Annotated in this window: 28 protein-coding genes; 26 read left to right on the top strand and 2 right to left on the bottom strand. The window is 38.4% G+C overall.

What is annotated here, in order from left to right; genetic code table 11:
- Nucleotides 1–41: 41 nt before the first annotated feature.
- The 10 genes from rho (at nucleotide 42) to AC1DIT_RS07010 (ending at nucleotide 9153) form a co-directional block, all read left to right on the top strand.
- Nucleotides 42–1313, top strand: a complete 1272-nt coding sequence (gene rho / locus AC1DIT_RS07055; RefSeq protein ID WP_003202242.1) for a transcription termination factor Rho — start codon at nucleotides 42–44, stop codon at nucleotides 1311–1313.
- Between the two features lie 377 nt (nucleotides 1314–1690).
- Nucleotides 1691–1936 (top strand): type B 50S ribosomal protein L31, encoded by a 246-nt coding sequence (locus AC1DIT_RS07050; RefSeq protein WP_000643435.1) that lies wholly within the window; start codon nucleotides 1691–1693, stop codon nucleotides 1934–1936.
- Between the two features lie 109 nt (nucleotides 1937–2045).
- Nucleotides 2046–2630 (top strand): thymidine kinase, encoded by a 585-nt coding sequence (locus AC1DIT_RS07045; protein WP_016112698.1) that lies wholly within the window; start codon nucleotides 2046–2048, stop codon nucleotides 2628–2630.
- A 149-nt stretch (nucleotides 2631–2779) separates the two neighbouring features.
- Nucleotides 2780–3847: a peptide chain release factor 1 gene (gene prfA / locus AC1DIT_RS07040; protein WP_016112697.1), complete on the top strand. Its 1068-nt coding sequence runs from the start codon at nucleotides 2780–2782 to the stop codon at nucleotides 3845–3847.
- Nucleotides 3847–4698 carry a peptide chain release factor N(5)-glutamine methyltransferase gene (prmC, locus tag AC1DIT_RS07035; RefSeq protein WP_016112696.1) on the top strand — a complete coding sequence of 284 codons (852 nt, stop codon included), beginning with the start codon at nucleotides 3847–3849 and terminating at the stop codon, nucleotides 4696–4698. Before prfA ends, prmC begins: the two co-directional genes overlap by 1 nt.
- A 309-nt stretch (nucleotides 4699–5007) precedes the next feature.
- Nucleotides 5008–5883: a stage II sporulation protein R gene (spoIIR, locus tag AC1DIT_RS07030; RefSeq protein ID WP_016112695.1), complete on the top strand. Its 876-nt coding sequence runs from the start codon at nucleotides 5008–5010 to the stop codon at nucleotides 5881–5883.
- 50 nt (nucleotides 5884–5933) lie between these two features.
- On the top strand, nucleotides 5934–6392 hold the full coding sequence (locus tag AC1DIT_RS07025; RefSeq protein ID WP_016112694.1) for a GNAT family N-acetyltransferase: 459 nt from the start codon (nucleotides 5934–5936) through the stop codon (nucleotides 6390–6392).
- 107 nt (nucleotides 6393–6499) lie between these two features.
- Nucleotides 6500–7543, top strand: coding sequence for an L-threonylcarbamoyladenylate synthase (locus AC1DIT_RS07020; protein WP_016112693.1), 1044 nt, complete (start codon nucleotides 6500–6502; stop codon nucleotides 7541–7543).
- A gap of 540 nt (nucleotides 7544–8083) precedes the next feature.
- A complete protein-coding gene (locus AC1DIT_RS07015; RefSeq protein WP_016112692.1) occupies nucleotides 8084–8632 on the top strand; it encodes a manganese efflux pump MntP in 549 nt (182 codons plus the stop codon).
- 245 nt (nucleotides 8633–8877) lie between these two features.
- Entirely contained in the window at nucleotides 8878–9153 is a 276-nt protein-coding gene (locus tag AC1DIT_RS07010) for a DUF3935 domain-containing protein (protein ID WP_016112691.1), read from the top strand.
- Between the two features lie 184 nt (nucleotides 9154–9337).
- Here AC1DIT_RS07010 and AC1DIT_RS07005 read toward each other — a convergent pair whose 3' ends face one another.
- Entirely contained in the window at nucleotides 9338–9949 is a 612-nt protein-coding gene (locus tag AC1DIT_RS07005) for a flavin reductase family protein (protein WP_000949053.1), read from the bottom strand.
- A 365-nt stretch (nucleotides 9950–10314) separates the two neighbouring features.
- Nucleotides 10315–10701: a DoxX family protein gene (locus AC1DIT_RS07000; RefSeq protein ID WP_016112690.1), complete on the bottom strand. Its 387-nt coding sequence runs from the start codon at nucleotides 10699–10701 to the stop codon at nucleotides 10315–10317.
- A gap of 389 nt (nucleotides 10702–11090) precedes the next feature.
- On the opposite strand from AC1DIT_RS07000, the gene AC1DIT_RS06995 reads away from it, so the two are divergent.
- From AC1DIT_RS06995 to atpD, 16 genes are all read left to right on the top strand, one after another.
- Nucleotides 11091–11588 (top strand): PTS sugar transporter subunit IIA, encoded by a 498-nt coding sequence (locus AC1DIT_RS06995; protein WP_016112689.1) that lies wholly within the window; start codon nucleotides 11091–11093, stop codon nucleotides 11586–11588.
- A 264-nt stretch (nucleotides 11589–11852) separates the two neighbouring features.
- Complete coding sequence (locus tag AC1DIT_RS06990) at nucleotides 11853–12293, top strand: low molecular weight protein arginine phosphatase (RefSeq protein WP_016112688.1); 441 nt, start codon at nucleotides 11853–11855, stop codon at nucleotides 12291–12293.
- Nucleotides 12294–12431: 138 nt separating this feature from the next.
- Entirely contained in the window at nucleotides 12432–12875 is a 444-nt protein-coding gene (gene rpiB / locus AC1DIT_RS06985) for a ribose 5-phosphate isomerase B (RefSeq protein WP_003202270.1), read from the top strand.
- A 57-nt stretch (nucleotides 12876–12932) separates the two neighbouring features.
- On the top strand, nucleotides 12933–13505 hold the full coding sequence (locus AC1DIT_RS06980) for a TIGR01440 family protein (RefSeq protein WP_016112687.1): 573 nt from the start codon (nucleotides 12933–12935) through the stop codon (nucleotides 13503–13505).
- A gap of 251 nt (nucleotides 13506–13756) precedes the next feature.
- Nucleotides 13757–14998, top strand: coding sequence for a serine hydroxymethyltransferase (gene glyA, locus AC1DIT_RS06975; protein WP_016112686.1), 1242 nt, complete (start codon nucleotides 13757–13759; stop codon nucleotides 14996–14998).
- A 602-nt stretch (nucleotides 14999–15600) separates the two neighbouring features.
- Nucleotides 15601–16230 (top strand): uracil phosphoribosyltransferase, encoded by a 630-nt coding sequence (gene upp / locus AC1DIT_RS06970; protein ID WP_003202275.1) that lies wholly within the window; start codon nucleotides 15601–15603, stop codon nucleotides 16228–16230.
- Between the two features lie 373 nt (nucleotides 16231–16603).
- Nucleotides 16604–16717: a DUF4024 domain-containing protein gene (locus AC1DIT_RS06965; RefSeq protein ID WP_003202277.1), complete on the top strand. Its 114-nt coding sequence runs from the start codon at nucleotides 16604–16606 to the stop codon at nucleotides 16715–16717.
- Between the two features lie 26 nt (nucleotides 16718–16743).
- Nucleotides 16744–16968 carry an AtpZ/AtpI family protein gene (locus tag AC1DIT_RS06960; RefSeq protein ID WP_016112685.1) on the top strand — a complete coding sequence of 75 codons (225 nt, stop codon included), beginning with the start codon at nucleotides 16744–16746 and terminating at the stop codon, nucleotides 16966–16968.
- Nucleotides 16968–17360 carry an ATP synthase subunit I gene (locus AC1DIT_RS06955; RefSeq protein ID WP_016112684.1) on the top strand — a complete coding sequence of 131 codons (393 nt, stop codon included), beginning with the start codon at nucleotides 16968–16970 and terminating at the stop codon, nucleotides 17358–17360. Before AC1DIT_RS06960 ends, AC1DIT_RS06955 begins: the two co-directional genes overlap by 1 nt.
- A gap of 7 nt (nucleotides 17361–17367) precedes the next feature.
- Nucleotides 17368–18087 carry a F0F1 ATP synthase subunit A gene (atpB, locus tag AC1DIT_RS06950; RefSeq protein ID WP_016112683.1) on the top strand — a complete coding sequence of 240 codons (720 nt, stop codon included), beginning with the start codon at nucleotides 17368–17370 and terminating at the stop codon, nucleotides 18085–18087.
- Between the two features lie 61 nt (nucleotides 18088–18148).
- On the top strand, nucleotides 18149–18367 hold the full coding sequence (atpE, locus tag AC1DIT_RS06945) for a F0F1 ATP synthase subunit C (RefSeq protein ID WP_000052064.1): 219 nt from the start codon (nucleotides 18149–18151) through the stop codon (nucleotides 18365–18367).
- Between the two features lie 127 nt (nucleotides 18368–18494).
- Nucleotides 18495–19001 carry a F0F1 ATP synthase subunit B gene (atpF, locus tag AC1DIT_RS06940; RefSeq protein ID WP_016112682.1) on the top strand — a complete coding sequence of 169 codons (507 nt, stop codon included), beginning with the start codon at nucleotides 18495–18497 and terminating at the stop codon, nucleotides 18999–19001.
- Entirely contained in the window at nucleotides 18998–19540 is a 543-nt protein-coding gene (locus tag AC1DIT_RS06935) for a F0F1 ATP synthase subunit delta (protein WP_016112681.1), read from the top strand. The genes atpF and AC1DIT_RS06935 overlap by 4 nt, the downstream gene beginning before the upstream one ends.
- A gap of 11 nt (nucleotides 19541–19551) precedes the next feature.
- Nucleotides 19552–21060 carry a F0F1 ATP synthase subunit alpha gene (gene atpA / locus AC1DIT_RS06930; protein WP_016112680.1) on the top strand — a complete coding sequence of 503 codons (1509 nt, stop codon included), beginning with the start codon at nucleotides 19552–19554 and terminating at the stop codon, nucleotides 21058–21060.
- A gap of 215 nt (nucleotides 21061–21275) precedes the next feature.
- Nucleotides 21276–22136, top strand: coding sequence for a F0F1 ATP synthase subunit gamma (gene atpG / locus AC1DIT_RS06925; RefSeq protein WP_003202288.1), 861 nt, complete (start codon nucleotides 21276–21278; stop codon nucleotides 22134–22136).
- Between the two features lie 236 nt (nucleotides 22137–22372).
- Nucleotides 22373–23767: a F0F1 ATP synthase subunit beta gene (atpD, locus tag AC1DIT_RS06920; protein ID WP_016112679.1), complete on the top strand. Its 1395-nt coding sequence runs from the start codon at nucleotides 22373–22375 to the stop codon at nucleotides 23765–23767.
- Nucleotides 23768–23769 lie beyond the last annotated feature (2 nt).

The following is a 23769-nucleotide window of genomic DNA, read 5'->3' as shown; positions in this document are numbered from 1 at the left end:
ACCCATGTGAAAAGAGAATAATGTCAAAGTGTGGTGTCTGAATGAATTTGTCAATTGCAGCATTAGAAAACATGAAATTAAAAGAGTTATATGAGCATGCGAAAGAATTTAAGATTTCGTATTACAGCAAATTAACAAAGAAAGAGTTAATTTTTGCTATATTAAAGGCTCGTGCAGAAAAAGAAGGTTTCTTCTTCATGGAAGGTGTACTCGAAATTATTCAATCAGAAGGATTTGGGTTCCTACGTCCAATCAACTATTCTCCAAGCTCAGAAGATATTTATATTTCAGCTTCGCAAATTCGTCGTTTTGATTTGCGTAATGGAGATAAGGTTTCTGGTAAAGTACGCCCGCCGAAAGAAAACGAACGCTATTTTGGATTGCTACAAGTAGAAGCAGTAAATGGTGATGATCCAGAATCAGCAAAAGAGCGTGTGCATTTCCCTGCATTAACACCGTTATATCCAAATCGTCAAATGAAATTGGAGACGGAGCCGAAGAAACTATCAACACGCATCATGGATTTAATTGCACCAGTTGGATTTGGACAACGTGGTTTAATTGTCGCGCCTCCAAAGGCTGGTAAAACGATACTATTAAAAGAAATTGCTCATAGTGTCACAACAAATCATCCAGAAGCAGAATTAATCGTACTTTTAATTGACGAACGTCCAGAGGAAGTAACGGATATTGAACGTTCTGTTAAAGGTGATGTTGTAAGTTCTACGTTCGATGAAGTACCGGAAAACCACATTAAGGTGGCTGAGCTTGTATTAGAACGTGCGATGCGTCTTGTAGAACATAAAAAAGACGTTATCATTTTAATGGATAGCATTACCCGTTTAGCACGTGCTTACAACCTTGTTATTCCACCAAGTGGACGTACATTATCGGGTGGTATTGACCCAGCTGCGTTCCATAGACCAAAACGATTTTTCGGGGCAGCTCGTAACATTGAAGAGGGCGGTAGCTTAACGATTTTAGCAACAGCACTTGTGGATACAGGGTCTCGTATGGATGATGTTATTTACGAAGAGTTTAAAGGAACAGGTAATATGGAACTTCATTTGGATCGCTCGTTAGCTGAGCGTCGTATCTTCCCAGCGATTGATATTCGCCGTTCTGGTACGCGTAAAGAAGATCTATTAATTCCGAAAGAACATTTAGACAAGCTATGGGGCATTCGTAAAACAATGCGTGATACACCAGACTTTGTTGAAAGTTTCTTACGTAAGATGCGTCAAATGAAAACAAATGAAGAATTTTTACAAAACATTGTTGCAGATTCCAAAAGATATGTAACAACGAAGTAAAGGGAAACGGTGATGACTCGCTTATTTTTATGCTAAGCGAGTTTTTTCATGTCTTTTTGTGGAGAAGTTTAGCTGGTTAGAGTTGAATGAGCCGTCTCCGCTTTTAGGTATATCCAGTTCCAGCGGCAAGAATGGTCGGTGGCTTCGCGTCTTCCTACGAGGCAAAAGGCGCCTCTACGTCAGAAGCTCCATCCTCCACCCATTCGGAATGAGCCGCTTCCACTTTTAATTTATAAAAGACAAAAACAGGTAGTTGCAAAATGAAGTTAGCCTTGTTATAATTTCATCATATGTGTTTCATCATTATAGTTGTATTCGCAGCTAAAGATGAAAAACTCTGTTTCGAAAATGATTCAGGGCGGAAGGAGATGAAAAGAATGAAAGCAGGAATTCATCCGGATTACAAGAAAGTTGTATTCATGGACACAAACACAGGCTTCAAATTCTTAAGCGGATCTACTAAAGGATCTAGCGAAACGGTTGAGTGGGAAGATGGAAACACTTATCCATTACTAAAAGTTGAGATCAGTTCTGATTCTCACCCATTCTACACTGGACGTCAGAAGTTTGCTACTGCAGACGGACGTGTTGACCGCTTCAACAAGAAATACGGTATTAAGTAATAAAAAACATAAAACAGGCAAGTGTATCTATTCGCTTGTCTGTTTTTTTTGCGAAAATATTAAACCTTTACCCTACTTTGGATAAAAAAGTAGATGAAAGGAGAGCTCCATGTACTTAATAAATCAAAACGGTTGGATTGAAGTGATTTGCGGAAGTATGTTTTCTGGAAAATCAGAAGAGCTCATCCGCCGCGTGCGCCGTACACAATTTGCAAAGCAACATGCAATTGTATTTAAACCATGTATTGATAACCGTTATAGTGAAGAAGATGTTGTATCACATAATGGATTAAAGGTAAAAGCAGTTCCTGTTTCAGCTTCAAAAGATATATTTAATCATATAACAGAAGAAATGGACGTTATTGCAATTGATGAGGTGCAATTCTTTGATGGGGACATTGTGGAAGTGGTGCAAATATTGGCAAATCGTGGCTATCGTGTCATTGTAGCCGGTTTAGACCAAGATTTCCGTGGTCTACCATTTGGACAAGTTCCTCAGTTGATGGCAATTGCTGAACATGTAACAAAATTGCAAGCAGTTTGTTCTGTATGCGGATCTCCAGCAAGCCGTACACAACGTTTAATTGATGGAGAGCCAGCTGCATTCGATGATCCAATTATTTTAGTCGGGGCTTCGGAGTCATATGAGCCGCGTTGTCGTCATTGTCATGCAGTACCTACAAAACAAAAATAAGTAAAACTCGCTACAATAGGGCGGGTTTTTTTCGAAAATAGATGAAGAGTGGGGCGGACTGCCTGCACTTTTAAAATAATAATTTGCGTTTTTTTGATTAAGTACCATATACTATTTGTATTAAAGACTAGGATGTTGAGGTGAATGATGTGTTAGATCGTTTGCAAGCTGTAGAAGATCGTTATGAGAAGTTAAACGAGCTGTTAAGTGATCCAGAGATTATTAGTGATTCGAATAAACTTCGTGAATATTCAAAGGAACAATCTGATATTCAAGAAAAGGTAGAGGTGTACCGTGAGTATAAAGATGTTCGTGAGCAATTAAGAGATGCGAAGGCAATGTTAGAAGAAAAGTTAGATGCTGACATGCGTGAAATGGTAAAGGAAGAAGTTTCTGAGTTAGAGGGACAAGAGAAGGGATTATCAGAGCGTCTGAAAATTTTACTTGTTCCAAAGGACCCGAATGATGATAAAAACGTTATTGTGGAGGTTCGTGGTGCTGCTGGTGGCGATGAGGCTGCTTTATTTGCTGGTGATTTATACCGTATGTATAGCCGTTATGCTGAGGTACAAGGTTGGAAAACTGAAATTATCGAAGCGAGTTATACAGAGTTAGGTGGATATAAAGAGATTATCTTTATGATCAACGGTAAAGGCGCTTTCGCAAAGTTGAAGTTTGAAAATGGTGCACACCGTGTGCAACGTGTTCCGGAAACAGAATCTGGAGGACGTATCCATACTTCTACAGCAACTGTAGCTGTATTACCGGAAGCAGAAGAAGTAGAAATCGATATTCATGAAAAAGATGTTCGTGTTGATACATTTGCTTCTAGTGGTCCTGGTGGACAAAGTGTTAATACAACGATGTCAGCGGTACGTTTAACGCATTTACCGACTGGTGTAGTTGTATCTTGTCAGGATGAAAAGTCGCAAATTAAGAACAAAGAAAAAGCAATGAAAGTATTACGTGCACGTGTTTATGATAAATTTAGACAAGAAGCGCAAGCTGAGTACGATCAAAACCGTAAACAAGCTGTTGGTACGGGAGACCGTTCAGAGCGTATTCGTACGTATAACTTCCCGCAAAACCGTGTTACAGACCATCGAATCGGTTTAACGATTCAGAAGCTAGATCAAATCTTACAAGGTAAGTTAGATGATTTCATCAATGCCTTAGTGATGGAAGATCAGGCGCAAAAGATGGAGGCAGCTGAGTAATGCGTGTCTATGAAGCCCTGAAATGGGCTTCTTCTTTTTTACAAGAAAATGGGCGAGATGAAAATGCGGGAGAAATTGTCCTTTGTCATGTATTAAAGACGAATCGAACAGGCTTAATGATGAACATGCGTGAAGAAGTGTCTGAGGAACAACAGAAGACGTTTACGAGCTTTATCCACAAACATGTAGGTGGGATTCCTATTCAATATATGATGGGATATGAAATGTTTTATGGTCGTTCGTTTTTCGTAAATGAAGAAGTATTAATACCAAGACCAGAAACAGAAGAGCTTATAGTAGGTGTATTAGATAGAATCCAGCGTATGTTTGGTAAGCAGGAACTGCATATAGCTGATATTGGTACGGGAAGTGGAGCAATTTCAATTACGCTCGCTTTAGAAAATCAAAATCTTCATATGTATACAGTAGATATCGCACAGGAATCTATTGAAGTTGCGAAAGAAAATGCAAAAGCATTAGGTGCAAATGTAACGTTCTATCATGGTGATTTATTATCACCGTTTTATGAAACGGGGCAAAAATTAGATGTTGTTGTTTCAAATCCCCCATATATTCCAGAAGAAGACTGGAGAGGTCTTTCTCCGGTTGTGAAAGAGCATGAACCGAAGCGTGCGCTTGTTGGCGGGGAAGATGGGCTTGATTTTTATCGCCGTTTTATGGAAGAGTTGCCAAACGTCTTGCAAAGAAAAGCAATTGTTGCTTTTGAAGTAGGCATAGGGCAAGGTGAAGATGTTAAAAGGTTATTGCAGCAGACATTTCCGCATGCCCATGTAGAAGTTGTATTTGATATTAACGGAAAAGATCGTATGGTATTTGCGGAAATGGAGTAAGGATAGAACCTTACTCCATTTTTCTATATAAATCCATTTTGCCTTTTCAACATATAAGTCGCGACTATGAAAAATAAAAGGTGACCTGCCGTTTTCTCCTTCTGTTTTCACGTAGCATGGGGCGAAAAAAGACCCTGACCGCATCTATGCATGGCTAGATGCTCTCTTCCATCCAAAAAGAAAGGTTTTAAATCGTTTTTTTCAATTTGTATTTACATACACTCGAAGGTTTTTCTATAGATTTAGAATTTAATAGTTTAGAAAGAGGTAAGAGTGTCTACACTGTTTACAGAAGGGACGGTGTAGGAGATGAAAAAACAAGCGATTGCCTATTTTCTTTTATTATTAATTGGTGCACAGTTACTTGTGCAGTTTGGATATATGAAAGTTGATGCGAAGGGAAAAACTGTTATTCCGAAAGAAGCTGTTCGATTACGTATTTTAGCAAATAGCGATTCGAAGGAAGATCAGGCGCTAAAACGTAAAGTGCGCGATGAAGTAAAGACGCAAATTGATGGTTGGGTAGCAGATTTGAAATCGTTTGAACACGCACGTCGCGTTATTCAGAGTCACATCCCAGAAATTGAAAAAACGGTTGCTAATACGTTAAAACGCGAAGGAAGTAAAGAATCATTTCAAGTTACATTTGGCAAAAACATTAAATTTCCTACAAAAGTATATGGGAATTTTATTTATCCAGCAGGGGAATATGAAGCAGTACTCATTTCAATTGGAAAAGGTGAAGGGGCAAATTGGTGGTGTGTGTTATTCCCGCCAATGTGTTTTCTAGATTTCTCTAGTGGATCGGCTGTAAAAAAAGAAGAGCATGTTGTAAAAGCAGAATCAATGGATGGGGAAGAACAGCCAGTAAAAATACAGGAAGAAAAAGAAGAGGTATCGGAAAAACAAAATCAAGATGTTCTGTTGAAACAAAAAAAGGGACAAGAAACATCGAAAAAAGAGGTTGTTTCAAAAGTACAAACTACTGTGAAAGAAACAAATGAAAAGATTGCACAAGAAAAAAGCGTAAAACAGGAAGAAAAACAACTTGTGGAAAAAATAGAAAAACCTCTGGAGAAGAAACAAAAACAAACAATTGAAACAGTAGAAACAGAAGAGCAAGAGGAAAAACCGAAAGTGAAATTATTTATTGTAGAAGCATTCACATCGTTATTTTCTAAATAAGTACTATTTTGGAATCCTTCCTCATATATAGAAATGAGGGGGGATTTGTTGTGAAAAAGACTTATTTTGCTACAAGCGCTGATGTTGAGAGATTACATTCTTTTTTCGGACAAGCTAATAAAAAAGATGATAAAATAAATGAGTTATACGAGCAATTTATGATATTGGAAGATGACGGAGAGATACAAGCTGTAATTGGTTATGAACAAAAAGGAGAAAATGCACTCATTCGTTCTTGTTTGTTCACACCCATTGTGGATAACAAGACTTTCTTATATTTTTTTGAAATGTTTTTGCAGTATATGAAAGAGAAAAGTATCGGGCAAGTATATTTACTCACAAATCATCCACAATCTGTGACGGTCTTTCAGTTTTTCAACTTTATAACTGTGGAAAAACATAAAGTTCCAGAGGGTATTCAGCAGTTAGAACATTTTTGTGAAAATATAAAACAGCAGAATGTAATAATACTAAATTGTCAGCTATTCACAAAGTTATCCACTGATTAATCGGGTTTATCCACATTTTGTGGATAAACCTTATTTGTCTTTTGGATAAATCTCATAGTAAACTAAATATAACAAGTATTTCATGGGAAAAAAGGACGTGGGAAAAAATGCATACAAATATGTGGACTGTGGATAATGTTGTGGAAATAAAAAAAGATTATCCACAATTACAAAAAGCAGCAAAATTACTAAGGGAAAATGAAGCGATTGCTTTTCCGACAGAGACGGTATACGGGCTAGGAGCAAATGCGATGAATGATGAAGCAATTGCGAAAATTTTTGAAGCGAAAGGCAGACCGAGTGATAATCCGCTGATTGTCCATATTGGTTCTAAATCGCAGTTAAAAGGAATTGTTAGAGAAATACCAGAGGTTGCAGAAGTCTTAATGAAGCACTTTTGGCCGGGACCATTAACAATTATTTTACCGAAAAAAGAGGGGATTTCTGAAAAGGTTACGGCTGGTTTAGATACAGTTGGAGTTAGAATGCCGGATCATCCAGTGGCGCTAGCTCTTATTGAAGAGGCGAATGTACCTGTTGCAGCACCCAGTGCCAATCGTTCTGGGCGTCCGAGTCCAACACTAGCATCTCACGTATATGAAGATTTAAATGGAAAGATTGCTGGTATTGTTGATGGTGGTGCGACTGGCGTTGGGGTTGAATCAACGGTAATTGATTGTACAAGTGAAGTACCGACGATTTTACGTCCAGGTGGGATTACGAAGGAACAGCTGGAAGAAGTGATCGGAACTGTTTCGTTAGATCCTGCGCTAAAAGATGAGAAAGAAAAACCGAAGGCACCAGGGATGAAATATACACATTATGCACCGAAAGCACCACTTAGTATTGTTGAAGGGTCTCGTGATTTTATTCAACAGCTTGTAGATCAGAAGAAAGACGAAGGGTATACGGTAGGTGTATTAACGACAGAAGAATATCAACATGAATATAAAGCGGATGTTGTATTGTCTTGCGGAGTGCGAAGTGATTTAGCAAGCGTTGCAACTAAATTATACGATGTACTGAGAACATTTGATGCCAGCAAAGTAGATGTGATTTTTAGCGAATCATTTCCGAATGAAGGAATTGGAAATGCGATCATGAACCGTTTAACGAAAGCGGCAGGGCATCATATTATTATTGAAGAGTAGGCGAGTTGAAAAATTAAAGCCTATTTTTTAGGGTGGAAGAGAGGATCCGCTCATGCATAGAAGCGGTCAGTGACTTTTTTGGCCCCATGCCGAGTGAAACCAGAAGGAGAGAACGAGTGTGGGTTACCTTTTGTTTTCATGGCCCTAATGTGAGTGTTGGATAATGAAAATGGGAGTAGGCGGTGAAGGTTTTAGTTTGTGTAAATACAAATTGAAAAACGAGGTATTCCATTTTTTAAGTTGGAAGAGAGGATCCGTTCATGCATAGAAGCGGTCAGTGATTTTTTTGGCCCCATGCCGAGTGAAACCAGAAGGAGAAAACGAGTGTGGGTTACCTTTTGTTTTCATGGCCCTAATGTGAATGTTGGATAATTGAAATGGATGTATCCTGTAAAAGCCCGATTAGTGGGGCTAATAATCAGTCGGGGATGAAGAAAACCCCCACTGATTAAAGTTTCATTTTATATAGAAAAATTTCGTAGATTCTATTTCTCCTCGGATGAGCATATTGTGAAGTAGCAAGTCCGAGGAGGGACATGGATGACGGTTGAACAACTAGTACCTTTGATTATAATGGCATTTGCCTTAGGGATGGATGCATTTTCTGTAAGCCTCGGCATGGGTATGGTAACGCTCAGAATGCGACAAATCATTTATATCGGTATGACAATAGGACTATTTCATATTGTTATGCCGTTTCTCGGTATGATACTAGGTCGTTTTTTATCAGAGAAATTTGGGCATATTGCGACTGTTGCTGGGGCTATTCTGTTAATTGGATTAGGATTTTATATTGTGTACTCTTCCATCTTAGAAAGCGAAGAAACTAGGTCTGCTCCGGTAGGAATTAGCTTATTGGTATTTGCATTTAGTGTAAGTATAGATAGCTTTTCAGTTGGGCTCAGCCTCGGGATTTACGGAGCACAAATGGTTGTAACAATATTGCTGTTTGGATTAGTCAGTATGATATTAGCGTGGGGTGGTTTACTTATTGGAAGACATGCAAAGCATATGCTCGGTACATATGGTGAAGTACTCGGTGGTATCATTCTTGTCGGGTTTGGACTCAGCCTGCTCTTTTCGATATAATCTTGTTATCATGTAAGGAAATGGAAGGCTGGAGAAATGATATATTCGGTTTTTAATGTTTTTTCTAAGATGGTTACGCCGGCTTATTGTTTGGAGAATTATTTTACAAATAGCGGTACTTGACTGGCTGAAGTTAATTCGAGAATGGTAACGGAAGACTCTTTCCTGTACAACCTTACTGTTTCTATCATTGCTTGTCGTACTAAAAACAACTCTAACTCTTATACATAGAAGGGATGGTACAAGTGACAAGAGTAAAACAAATTTTTGGTATTATTATTAGCTTTTTCGTATTTTGGTTTAGTATGCTCGGTGTACAAATGTTTGCTGAGTTTTTAGATATAAGTTCTTTAAAATTTATTGAGGGAAAAACAGAGGCGGCTCGTATGTTTTATTCACCGTATCCATTTTTTATCGTTTTTCTTATTACATTGCTCTCTTTATATTTCTTTGTTGTGAAACTTGGAAAGACGAAGAAGGAAAAGGCGCCTACGCTAGAAGAAAAGCGTGAGGAAATATAAAAAATCCCCCGCTTATAATGGCGGGGGATTTTTTGTTGTGGAATGAACGAGCCGCTTCCGCTTTTAGTTGTATCTAGCTCTGCCTCCTAGGCCCTAGAGTCTAAGAACCTTCCCCACAAGAAGGTAAAAAGCACCTTCTGTGGGAAGCACCTTAGCCACCGGGCCTGAACAGTCGGCTCCGCTTTTAAATAGGCCTTACAAGCTCAAATTGTTCGCCTAATTTCGCGTAGTTGTGCCCTGCTAATCGGCTTACTGGTTTTAGTTCTTCTGCATGAATTCGTCCGTTTTCATATAAATGTTCTGCGACGTGGAACCGGACAACGCGGCCGATTAGTAGGTCACATGCTGGAGAGTCTTCTGTTCCACCTAGTGGAATGGCACGTTCTAATATGCACTCCATTCGAATATTCGCTTCTTTTACGCCTGGTACGGAGATGACATCACTTTCGATCGGGGTTAGTTTCGCTAATTCAATTTCACTTTGATTTGGAGGAAGGTTTGCGGCAGTTTCATTGATGGCCTCCACATAGGATTCATCGGAAATATGTACAACAAATTCACCTTTTTCAATGGCGTTTCGAGAAGTATCTTTTCTTTCTCCTCCTTTACGTTGTACGGAAACAGAAATGAGCGGCGGATTAGCAGCAACGATATTAAAATAGCTATATGGAGCCCCGTTTAAAACACCATCTTTTGTTACAGAAGTTACAAATGCTACAGGGCGCGGAATGATACTCCCTGTTAATAATTTGTAATTATCTTTTTCTGTTTGTTCATTTGGATTGATTGAAAGCATATTTGTAATCTCCCTTCCTCTATATGAATACTTCCTTGTTTGTTTACAAGATAATGGAGAGAAACTCCTGCTAAAAAAATATTTTTTTGACGCTTTTTGTAAATGAGAAAAAAGAATAGGAGTAGATTCCAGCTTGGAATCTACTCCTATCACTAATAAATATATAAATACATTTTGATTTTTCAACATATAAGTCGCGGCTATGAAGAATAAAAGATGATCTGCACTCATTTTCTCGCTTTGTTTTCACCTGGCATGGGGCAGGAAAAAGATCTGACCGCTGCTATGCATGGCCGGATGCTCTCTCCCACCTAAAAAAGTTTTTTTCAATTTGCACTTATATATCTTGGAATTGAGATAACTGATTAAAGTAAAACGTAAGCGCCAGGTCCAGTTAATGCAACACCAACTGCAATAGCGATTAAGATCATGTTATATTCAAACCCGTTTTGTGTTACCCAGTAGCCATTTTTTCCGTGTACAGTAAAGATTGCAACTAGCATTGTACCAACGATAAATAATGAGCCAACCCAAGTGAAGATACCTGCAGCGAATAAGAAACCACCTAATAGCTCAGTTGCGCCAGCCATAAATGCCATGAATACGCCAGGGCGTAAGCCGATTGATTCCATCCAGCCGCCTGTTCCTTTCAGGCCGTGACCACCAAACCAGCCAAATAATTTTTGAGTACCGTGACCCATGAATGTAATTCCGATAATAAGACGAATAAGAAGAAGACCGATGTTCATCATTTATAAAACCCCCAAAAAGTTATTTACTTACCTTATGTAAGTTATAATAAATGAGTTACTTACTTTAGTCAAGTAACTTTCTTGTGAAATTTGAAGAAAATTTTACAAATCAATAATAAAAAATAAATATGTAGTAAAGACCTTTAGACGAGTGGGAGAAAAAAAGAGAAAATACAAGTAAGAAGTTAATTCTCATTATTGTTATTCAGACAATCTGAATTGACTGGAATTTTGCAAAGCGATACAATAAGGGTCTATTGGTAATAACGTAATTCTTTTCGAAAGCGTTTTTACAATATAATATTTGAAGTATGAAGTCTTACATGTAGATTAGTTATTACTAGGGATTGCCCTATACATTTTCACCCTAATTATGAGGAGGATATCCTATGTTTAAAAAATTATTTGGCCTTGGCTCAAAAACAAATGCAGAAACAATCTTAGCTCCATTAACTGGAGAAGTGAAAAATATTGAAGAAGTACCAGATCCAGTATTCGCTGGTCGTATGATGGGTAACGGTGTTGCAATCGTTCCAACTGAAGGTGTAGTTGTATCACCAGTAGACGGTGAAATCGTACAATTATTCCATACAAAACACGCTGTTGGAATTAAAGCGAAAAACGGTACAGAAATTTTAATCCACATTGGTTTAGAAACTGTAAAAATGGGAGGCGAAGGTTTCGAAGCTCACGTATCTGAAGGACAAGCTGTGAAAGCTGGCGATAAATTAATTTCTTTCGATTTAGAATTAATTCGCGAAAAAGCAAAAAGTACAATTACTCCAATTGTTATTACAAATACAGATGCAGCTGAATCTATTAATACAACTGTAGGTGTTTCAGCTACAAAAGGTTCAACAGAAGTAATGAAAGTTACAATGAAATAATGATTTTTTGTAAGGAATCCATTTTATATGAAATGGATTCCTTATTTTATTTAGTCGTAAGTTTTTTTCGTGGGATGTTTTAGTGATGTATGATGTTATATTGAAGGTACTTGGGACTAGGGTTTTACATATATGTGGATAAGGCGTATTTCTCTTAGAAAAAATAAAAGGGAAATGCGCCTTTTGTATGTTCACATTTCTTTTGTTCCATTGTAATGTACGTTATGATGAATGTAAGACATTCACCATAAGGAGTGGATTTGGATGAAGCGAGTGTTGTTTGTTTGCACTGGAAATACATGTCGTAGCCCAATGGCAGAAGCGTTGCTTCGTCACTATGGAGAAGGGAAATTTGAGGCGAAGTCTGCGGGTGTTTTTGCCAGTTTTGGAAGTGATGCATCTTTACATGCAAAAGATGCATTAGCAGAAAAGGGGATTAAAGTAGAGCATGCTTCGCAGCAAATAACGGATGGATTACTTGAGTGGGCTGATATGGTACTCACGATGACGGAAAGCCATAAACAACTTGTGGTTGGATATCACCCGAGTGCTAGGGAGAAAGTGCATACATTCTATGAATTTGTAGAGGGTACAAGTAAAGATATTTCAGACCCGTTTGGCGGTTCTCTTTCCATTTATCAATCAACATTAGTAGAGATGGAAAAACTTGTACAAACTTTATTGGAAAAATATTCAGAGGGTTAATGTTTCGTGTATAATACGATATTGGAGATGATCTTGCTTGGAATGAGCAAGTGAGTATCAAACTTTTGCAATCATTCATCAGTGGGGATAAGTAATCCTACTTGATAGAAGTTTCACTAAAATTTTGGAGGGGTCAAAATGAAAGTAGTAGTAGCATCTGATCACGGTGGAATGAATATCCGCAAAGAAATCGTAAGTTTATTAGAAGAATTGAATATTGAATATGTTGATTTAGGATGTGAATGTGAAGCAGGTTCTGTTGATTATCCTGATTTTGCATTTCCAGCGGCAGAAATGGTTGCAAATGGTGAAGTAGACCGTGGTATTTTAATTTGTGGAACAGGCATTGGTATGTCAATTGCAGCAAATAAAGTACACGGTATTCGCTGTGCGTTAGTACATGATACATTTAGTGCAAGAGCAACAAGAGAACATAATGATACGAATATGTTAGCGATGGGTGAGCGGGTAATTGGTGCTGGTTTAGCGCGTGATATCGCAAAAATTTGGCTAACAACTGATTATGAAGGCGGACGTCACGAAAATCGCGTAGGGAAAATTAAAACATACGAAGCGAAGTAATCTTCTATTAGGACATACTATAATTTGTTGAACCAATCTGTGAAAGGAAGAGGCGTCATGACGGAAATAGTAAAAATGAAAGAGCAGCTACAAATATCGCTTTCTGATTTTCAAGAGCAAGCTTCTTTACAAAGCGGGCAAATTTTTGTAGTGGGCTGTAGCACGAGCGAGGTGCTCGGAGAGAGAATTGGGACATCAGGAACGATGGAAGTGGCGGAAGCGATTTTTTTTGAGCTAAAACAATTTCAAGAGCAAACTGGTATAGAGTTGGCATTCCAATGTTGTGAGCATTTAAATCGTGCTTTAGTAGTAGAGAGAGAAGTAGCAATGAAGTATCAATTTGAAATTGTAACTGTTACGCCTGTTAGATCAGCTGGTGGTGCATTAGCAACATATGCCTATCACAATCTAAAGGATCCTGTAGTCGTGGAATTTATAAAAGCAGATGCGGGCATGGATATCGGTGATACATTTATTGGTATGCATCTAAAACATGTTGCGGTTCCAATTCGTACACGTGTAAAAGAGATTGGAAGTGCACACGTAACGATGGCTAAAACACGTGCGAAACTTATTGGTGGGGCACGTGCTGTATATGCGGCAGTAGAAGAAACAGTTACTTGTAGCTAAAAATAAAGAAGAAACAGAAATACTGTATCCTTTATATAACATGTAAAGAGGTATGTAGTCTGACTTTCTATATCATAAAAGAAAAGACCGAACGCGGTCTTTTTTTCTTTTATGATATAGAAAGTCATGTTAGAATGTAGTTGAAAACATGAAGGTTCTAAAGAATTACAACTTGAATTTTCGTTTTTTCTCAACAAATAAGAAAAAACTATCGGGAATCAGTGTAATTCGTTCAGAAAAGGGGGATTTTGGTGGATCATTTAAAACGTCAAGATGAAAAGGTATTTGCTGCAATTGAAGCAGAACTAGGAAGACAACGTTCAAAAATTGAATTAATTGCTTCAGAAAACTTCGTAAGTGAAGCTGTAATGGAAGCACAAGGTTCTGTTTTAACAAACAAGTATGCAGAAGGATATCCTGGTAAACGTTACTATGGCGGTTGTGAGCATGTAGACGTAGCAGAGGATATTGCACGTGATCGCGCAAAAGAAATCTTTGGCGCAGAGCATGTGAACGTTCAACCACACTCTGGTGCACAAGCGAACATGGCTGTATACTTCACGATTTTAGAGCAAGGCGATACAGTACTTGGTATGAATTTATCCCACGGTGGTCACTTAACACACGGAAGCCCTGTTAACTTCAGTGGGGTACAATATAATTTCGTAGAATATGGCGTTGATGCTGAATCACACCGCATCAATTATGATGATGTGTTAGCGAAAGCAAAAGAACATAAGCCAAAATTAATCGTTGCAGGTGCAAGTGCGTACCCTCGTGTTATCGATTTCAAGAGATTCCGTGAAATCGCAGACGAAGTTGGTGCATACTTAATGGTGGATATGGCACATATCGCAGGTTTAGTTGCAGCAGGTTTACATCCAAACCCAGTACCACATGCACATTTCGTTACAACAACAACACATAAAACATTACGTGGCCCACGTGGCGGTATGATTTTATGTGAAGAAAAATTTGCAAAGCAAATTGATAAATCAATCTTCCCTGGTATTCAAGGTGGACCACTAATGCACGTAATTGCTGCAAAAGCTGTTGCATTTGGTGAGGCACTTCAAGAAGACTTTAAAACATATGCACAAAATATCATTAATAATGCACAGCGCTTAGCAGAAGGTCTTCAAAAAGAAGGACTTACACTTGTTTCTGGTGGAACAGACAACCATCTTATCTTAATCGATGTTCGCAACCTAGATATTACAGGTAAAGTTGCAGAGCATGTATTAGATGAAGTTGGTATTACTGTAAACAAGAACACAATCCCATTTGAAACAGCAAGCCCATTTGTAACAAGCGGCGTACGTATTGGTACAGCGGCGGTAACATCTCGTGGCTTCGGATTAGAAGAAATGGATGAAATTGCAGCAATTATTGCTCATACGTTAAAAAATCATGAGGATGAAGTTGCATTAGAAGAAGCACGTAAGCGTGTAGAAGCATTAACAGATAAGTTCCCAATGTATACAGATCTATAATAAATTAGATGAAGACTGCTGAAGCATATATTGTTTCAGCAGTCTTTTTATTTCTAAAAGTATTTTTTAATATATAGTTTTTTAGAATATTGTTTATTTAATATTTTAAAGGAAGAATTATTTCTATTGAAAAAGGAAACACTGAAAATATTGGTTCTTGGTCTGTTGTTCATATAATGGATGATGGTGGACAGTCTTATCAAATTATTATGTTGAAATCAGCCGGAGAAAATGTTTCTGGTGGAACAACAAATGTACAATTCTTTGTTGGTTCTCACGTAGAAAAGTTATAATTTTATATTTTAAAAACTAGAGAGAAAGCAGCCTAAGTAAAAAATGGCTGCTTTTTTTATAAAAAATAATAACAGTGGTTTATAAGGGCACATATCACTTCTTAAGTATGTATACAAATCATGAATAAATTTTGGATATATAATGAAGGATATGACTTCCATAATTGGTAAAGGTATTAGGTGGGTTCATAATGAAATTGAAACTTTTCCAAATTTGCCCTTGAATATTAGTAGCGTTTTCTTTACAATCGTAAATAGTGTAAAACGGCGTGTACGCACGCATGAATATCATCTGAAGGAGAGATTCACATGGGAAAACTGTATGTATTTGATCACCCGTTAATTCAACATAAGATTACATATATTCGCGATAAAAATACAGGCACAAAAGAATTTCGTGAATTAGTGGATGAAGTAGCAAGCTTAATGGCATTTGAAATTACACGCGATCTTCCACTTGAAGAAATCGAAATTGAAACACCTGTAAGCAAAGCGAAAACAAAAGTGATCGCTGGTAAAAAGCTTGGTCTAATTCCGATTTTACGTGCAGGTTTAGGGATGGTAGATGGAATTCTAAAATTAATTCCAGCAGCAAAAGTAGGACACGTTGGTTTATACCGTGACCCGAAAACATTGCAACCGGTAGAATACTATGTGAAACTTCCAACGGATGTAGAAGAACGTGACTTTATCGTACTTGATCCGATGCTAGCAACAGGTGGTTCGGCAGCTGAAGCAATTAACTCTCTGAAAAAACGCGGTGCGAAGCAAATTAAATTAATGTGTATCGTAGCTGCACCAGAAGGAGTAAAAGTAGTACAAGAAGAACATCCTGATGTTGATATTTATGTAGCGGCATTAGATGAGAAATTAAATGACCATGGTTATGTTGTTCCAGGTCTTGGCGATGCTGGTGACCGTTTATTTGGAACGAAGTAAGACAACAGACGAGAGGGAATTCCCCACTCGTCTTTTTTGTGTAAATATTGAGGGTAGGGGAGGAGTGTGGTATTTTTTGTATATGCAACATAACTTGCATATTTTTCACATATAATATAGAAGTCAAACGTCTAATAAGTCCTATATTATAGAAGAAAAACGTTATATCGTAAAAATATAATCGTGACAAACTTGTGAACTTTTTCTTCTATTATAAGGAGAAAACTTGAAGGAATCAGATATCTTTGACCAGTATTTAGAAGGGGAACGTTTTCATTTTTGGCAAGAAATTACTAATACTCAAATTTTTTGATTTTTTACGATTTCTCGTTGACAGTGCTAATACCCTATTGTATGCTAACTACGGGGATGGATGGTAGGGCTTTCAGTGACAAATTTGCATCTATTCCGTGACGAAAAAGTAAACTTTTTATTTTGTATAGAATTTATGCAAGAAAATGAGTTATTATTAACACATCGTGAATGAGGGTTACATATTGGAGGGATGAATCCTTGCAAAAAAACGATCGCAACCCGGTAAAAGCTTATGCTTTAATGTCAGGTATTCTTGCTCAGTTAGTTGGTTCGATTCTTGTTGGAATCTTTGGTGGGCAATGGATTGATAGTAAGGTTGGAACGTTTCCGTTGTTTCTTATTGTAGGCTTATTGCTTGGATTAGGAACAGGGATTTACGCAATGATTCGACTCATTCGACATTACTATTCGGGAGAGCAATGATGATAGACGTACATGGACTTGTCCAAAGACAAAAGAAATATATGTACTACTTGCTTGCGCTTCTTGTGCTAGGATGGGGATTTACCTCTTACAAGGATGTATTTCTTGGGCTGATTATCGGAACGATTTTCAGTTTTCTTAGTTTGCGCATCATTGCACGTAGAACAGACAAGCTATTAGATCGCGTTACAAATGGAGAAAACGTGAAATTTAAAGCAACGGCTGTAAGTACATATTCGAGATTTGCTACGATTGGGTTATTAATTTTATTTGCAGCGAAATATCAGCATTTAATTGCGATGTGGAGCTTAGGTGTGGGATTGCTGACAGGATATCTTGTCATGATCATAGATTATCTTTATTTAGAGTATAAGAGCAGGGAAGAGAGGTGAATTACTAGTGGAACACGGTAAATTAGTTGAATTTCTAGGTTTAACGTTCGATTTATCCTCAGTCATGATGGTTACTGTGGCAGCAGTTATTGTTTTCTTAATCGCTGTTATCGGGACTCGCAGCTTAGCTCTTCGTCCGACAGGAATGCAAAACTTCCTTGAATGGGTGTTAGACTTTGCGAAAGGGATTATTAACAGTACGATGGACTGGAAAACAGGTGGACGCTTCTTAACATTGGGCGTGACACTTATGATGTTTATTTTCGTATCAAACATGCTCGGTCTACCATTCATGTACTCAACAACTGAGGCTGGCGAACACATTGCATGGTGGAGATCACCAACGTCTGACCCAGCAGTTACATTAACATTAGCCGTGATGGTAGTTACCCTCACCCATTATTATGGAATTAAAATGAAGGGTACGAAAGAATACTTAAAAGGGTTTTTCCAACCTATGAAATTCTTGTTTCCTTTAAAGGTTATTGAGGAATTTGCGAACACATTAACGTTAGGTCTTCGTTTATTCGGTAACATTTATGCAGGTGAGATTTTATTAGGATTACTTGCTAAATTAGGCGGAAGTACAGTACTTGGAGCATTCGGTGCTATTGTACCAATGTTAGCATGGATGGGATTCAGTGTGTTCGTTGGTTCAATCCAAGCATTTATCTTTACAATGTTAACGATGGTTTATATGGCTCATAAAGTAAGTCATGACCATTAATATACTTTAATAAGTAAGTAAAAAAATCTATTTTTTTATAATACAAAGGAGGACAAATTAAATGAGTTTAGGTGTAATCGCAGCTGCAATTGCAATTGGTTTATCAGCATTAGGTGCAGGTATTGGTAACGGTCTTATCGTATCACGTACAATCGAAGGTGTTGCTCGTCAACCAGAATTAAAAGGCGCACTTCAAACAATTATGTTCATCGGGGTTGCATTAGTTGAGGCACTTCCAATCATCGGTGTAGTTATTGCATTCATCGTAATGAACAAATAAGGGAGACTCCCCTTACATAGATGGCGAAGAGTGTTTTTGGACTTTCTTCGCCATTGCTTTATGAACGAAATGGTTGTCTTTTTTTTTCATATAGTAAATTTAGATATCACGAAGGGAGTGAATCCTTGTGCCAACTTTAATTTTAGGAGCTGCCATTCCATTTGGAACGATTGCTTATACATTGTTAGTTTTCCTAATTTTATTAATCATGCTACGTAAATTTGCTTGGGGTCCTTTGATGGGAATTATGAAGGAACGTGAAGAGCATGTTGCTAGTGAAATCGACGCTGCAGAAAAGAACAACGTAGAGGCGAAAAAATTAGTGGAAGAACAACGTGAAATGTTAAAACAATCACGTGTTGAAGCACAAGAGTTAATCGAAAGAGCGAAAAAGCAAGCAGAAGATCAAAAAGATGTTATTGTTGCTGCTGCAAAAGAAGAAGCAGAATCTATTAAAGCATCTGCTGTACAAGAAATTCAACGCGAAAAAGAGCATGCGATTGCTGCTCTGCAAGAACAAGTTGCTTCTTTATCTGTTCAAATTGCTTCTAAAGTAATTGAGAAAGAATTAAAAGAAGAAGACCAAGTGAAGTTAATTCGCGAGTATATTAAAGAAGTAGGAGAAGCGCGATGAGCAATGAGATTGTAGCAAAACGTTATGCTGTCGCTCTTTTTCAAATTGCAAAAGAAAAACACGTATTAGAAATGTTTGAAGAGGAATTACGCCTTGTACAAAACGTTTTTGTAAAGAACGGAGAACTACATAGCTTTTTAACACAACCAAACATTTCAAAGGAACAGAAAAAAACGTTTCTTTCTAACGTGTTTGCTTCTGTTTCTGAATCAATTTTAAATACGCTATATATTTTAGTTGATAACAAACGTATTGAAATTCTACCTGAAATTGCAAATGAATATGTTGTTCTTGCTAATGAAGAACGCAACGTTGCTGATGCGACTGTATATTCAGTTCGTCCTCTATCAGAAGATGAAAAGCTTAGCATTGCAGAGTCATTTGCAAAGAGAACAGGAAAAGATGCAATTCGTATTAAAAATGTTGTAGATGAAGATTTACTAGGCGGCATTAAAGTACGCATTGGAAATCGCATTTATGATGGCAGTTTACAAGGAAAGTTAGCACGTATTCAGCGTGAACTTATGAAGAATAGATAGGGGTGAAGCACATGAGCATCAGAGCTGAAGAAATTAGCGCACTGATAAAGCAACAAATCGAGAACTATCAGTCTGAAATCGAAGTTAGTGATGTTGGTACAGTTATCCAAGTTGGTGATGGTATCGCACGTGCTCATGGTCTTGATAGCGTTATGGCTGGTGAACTTGTAGAGTTCTCTAACGGCGTTATGGGGCTAGCACAAAACTTAGAGGAAAACAACGTAGGTATCATTATTTTAGGACCTTACACAGAAATCCGTGAAGGTGACGAAGTTCGTCGTACTGGCCGCATCATGCAAGTACCAGTAGGGAAAGAACTAATCGGTCGTGTTGTAAACCCATTAGGTCAACCAGTAGATGGTTTAGGCCCAATTAATACAACAAACACTCGTCCAATCGAAAGTCCAGCACCAGGTGTAATGGATCGTAAATCTGTTCATGAACCACTTCAAACAGGTATTAAAGCGATCGATGCGCTTGTACCAATTGGCCGTGGTCAACGTGAGTTAATCATTGGTGACCGCCAAACTGGTAAAACAGCAGTTGCACTTGATACAATCTTGAATCAAAAAGATGAAGATATGATTTGTATCTACGTTGCAATTGGACAAAAAGAATCTACAGTACGTAACGTAGTAGAAACACTACGTAAGCATGGTGCATTAGAATACACAATCGTTGTAACAGCATCAGCTTCTCAACCAGCTCCATTATTATACTTAGCTGCTTACGCTGGTGTAACAATGGGTGAAGAGTTCATGTACAACGGAAAACACGTATTAGTAGTATATGATGACTTATCAAAACAAGCAGCTGCTTACCGTGAGCTGTCATTACTATTACGTCGTCCTCCAGGTCGTGAAGCATATCCAGGGGATGTATTCTACTTACATTCTCGTTTACTAGAACGTGCAGCAAAATTAAGCGATGCAAAAGGCGGCGGTTCTTTAACAGCTCTACCTTTCATCGAAACACAAGCAGGGGACGTATCAGCTTACATCCCAACAAACGTAATCTCTATCACAGATGGACAAATCTTCTTACAATCTGATTTATTCTTCTCTGGCGTACGTCCAGCAATCGATGCAGGTACTTCAGTATCTCGTGTTGGTGGATCTGCTCAGATTAAAGCGATGAGTAAAGTATCAGGTACACTTCGTCTTGACCTTGCATCTTATCGTGAGTTAGAAGCGTTCGCTCAGTTCGGTTCTGACCTTGATAAAGCAACACAAGCGAAATTAAACCGTGGTGCTCGCACAGTTGAAGTATTAAAACAAGGATTACACAAACCGTTACGAGTAGAGAAGCAAGTTATCATTCTTTACGCTCTAACACGTGGATTCCTAGATGATATCCCAGTAGCAGATATCACTCGTTTTGAAGAAGAATTCCATGCTTGGTTAGATTCAAATGCAGCTGAATTATTAAGCGAAATTCGCACAACAAAGAAACTTGCGGATGACGACAAATTTGCAGCGGCAATCAACGGATTCAAAAAAGTATTCGTAGCTTCTGAATAATAAAAAGCGGAAGCGGCTTCTGCCGCTGAAACTAGATTATATAAACAGGCAACTCTTACAGGAATTGCTGACGGTTATGTAGAGGAAAAGAGTAGGTGCACCTATTCTTTTCCTTCAATCATGAGCAAGAATATCTTGCAACGTAGATTAGAAAGATGAACGAAAAAGATTCTTACTAATCGTGCCAACTTCCGGAAAAAAGGTGGTGAAAACCTGTGGCATCTTTACGCGATATAAAAGCGAAAATTAACTCGACTAAGAAAACGAGTCAAATTACGAAAGCGATGGAGATGGTATCTGCATCGAAGTTAAGTCGTGCAGAGCAAAATGCTAAATCTTTCGTTCCGTATATGGAAAAGATTCAAGAAGTAGTAGCGAGTATTGCGCAAGGTAGCAAAGGGATCAATCATCCAATGCTAACAGCGCGTCCTGTAAAACGTACAGGATACATCGTTATTACATCTGATCGCGGACTAGCAGGTGGTTATAACAGTAACGTATTACGTACAGTAAGTAACGTAATACGTGAACGTCATAATATGGATTCAAACCAATATTCAATTATTGTGCTTGGACGACTAGGACGTGATTATTTAAAACGTCGCGGCTTTAACATTATTGATGAAGTAGTTGGATTATCTGACCACCCATCATTTACAGATGTTAAAGACCTTGCTTCTCGAGCAATCGCGATGTTCGCAGATGGTGCTTATGATGAACTGTACATTTACTACAATCATTTTGTAAGTAAAATTTCACAAGAAGTAACGGAAAATAAAATTTTACCGCTTACGGAAGTGACGTCTGACAAACCGACGACAGCTTATGAATTCGAACCTTCTGAAGAAGATATCTTAAAAGTGTTATTGCCACAATACGCAGAAAGCTTAGTATACGGTGCATTACTAGACGGTAAAGCAAGTGAACACGCAGCGCGTATGACAGCAATGAAAAGTGCTACAGACAACGCAATGGAAGTTATCGATTCACTTACACTTTCATTCAACCGTGCTCGTCAAGCAGCGATTACGCAAGAAATTACGGAAATCGTTGGTGGCGCAGCAGCGTTAGAATAGTAATAAAAGGCGGAAGCGGTTTGTTCAGAATGAGAGGGGGATGGAGCTTTTGACGTAGAGGCGTTTTGTGCCTCGCAGGAAAAAGCGAAGCCACCGATCCTTCTAGCCGCTGCAGCTAGAGTAATAAAAGGCGGAAGCGGCTCTTTCGGAAGAGTCGCTCAAGCTACACTAATAAAAAATGAAAGCCGACTCTCATAGAAAGTTGGCTAATTTAAAGAAAGCTAGGAGGGAACCCGATGAATAAAGGGCGCGTTACGCAAATCATGGGTCCGGTTGTAGACGTTAAGTTTGACGGCGGAAAGCTACCTGAAATCTACAATGCCCTTAGAATTAAACAAGACGCAGTTAACTTAACTTTAGAAGTTGCGCTTCACTTAGGTGATGATACAGTTCGTACAGTTGCGATGTCTTCCACAGACGGACTTGTTCGTGGTACAGAAGTAGAAGATACTGGTAAACCAATCTCTGTTCCGGTTGGTGATGCAACACTTGGTCGTGTATTTAACGTATTAGGTGATGCAATTGACTTAGATGGTGAAGTTGCAGCGGATGTACGCCGTGATCCAATTCACCGTCAAGCACCTGCATTCGAAGAGTTATCTACGAAAGTAGAAATTCTTGAAACTGGTATTAAAGTAGTAGACTTACTTGCACCATACATTAAAGGTGGTAAAATCGGTCTATTTGGTGGTGCCGGTGTAGGTAAAACAGTATTAATTCAGGAATTAATTAACAACATCGCACAAGAGCACGGTGGTATCTCTGTATTCGCTGGTGTAGGTGAGCGTACTCGTGAAGGTAACGACTTATACCATGAAATGAGTGATTCTGGCGTAATCAAGAAAACTGCGATGGTATTCGGACAAATGAACGAGCCACCTGGTGCACGTCAACGTGTTGCATTAACAGGTTTAACAATGGCTGAACATTTCCGTGATGAGCAAGGACAAGACGTACTATTGTTCATCGATAACATCTTCCGTTTCACGCAAGCGGGTTCTGAAGTATCTGCCCTTCTTGGTCGTATGCCATCTGCGGTAGGTTACCAGCCAACACTTGCAACAGAAATGGGTCAATTACAAGAGCGTATTACATCTACAAATAAAGGGTCTATCACGTCTATCCAAGCGGTATATGTACCAGCCGATGACTATACTGACCCAGCACCAGCTACAACGTTCGCTCACTTAGATGCAACAACAAACTTAGAGCGTCGTTTAACACAAATGGGTATTTACCCAGCGGTAGATCCATTAGCATCTACATCTCGTGCACTTTCTCCAGAAATCGTAGGAGAAGAGCATTATGAAGTAGCTCGTAAAGTACAGCAAACTCTTCAACGTTATAAAGAGCTTCAAGATATCATCGCTATCTTAGGTATGGATGAGATCTCTGAAGAAGATAAGTTAGTTGTACAACGTGCCCGTCGCATTCAGTTCTTCTTATCACAGAACTTCCACGTAGCAGAGCAATTTACAGGTCAAAAAGGTTCTTACGTACCTGTAAAAGAAACAGTTCGTGGTTTCAAAGAAATTCTAGAAGGAAAATATGATGACCTTCCAGAAGATGCATTCCGTCTTGTTGGTAGTATCGAAGAAGTTATTGAAAACGCGAAGAAAATGATGGCGTAAGG

Source organism: Bacillus sp. 05T22 (assembly GCF_056396765.1).
This window is presented reverse-complemented; position numbering and strand designations above follow the sequence as displayed.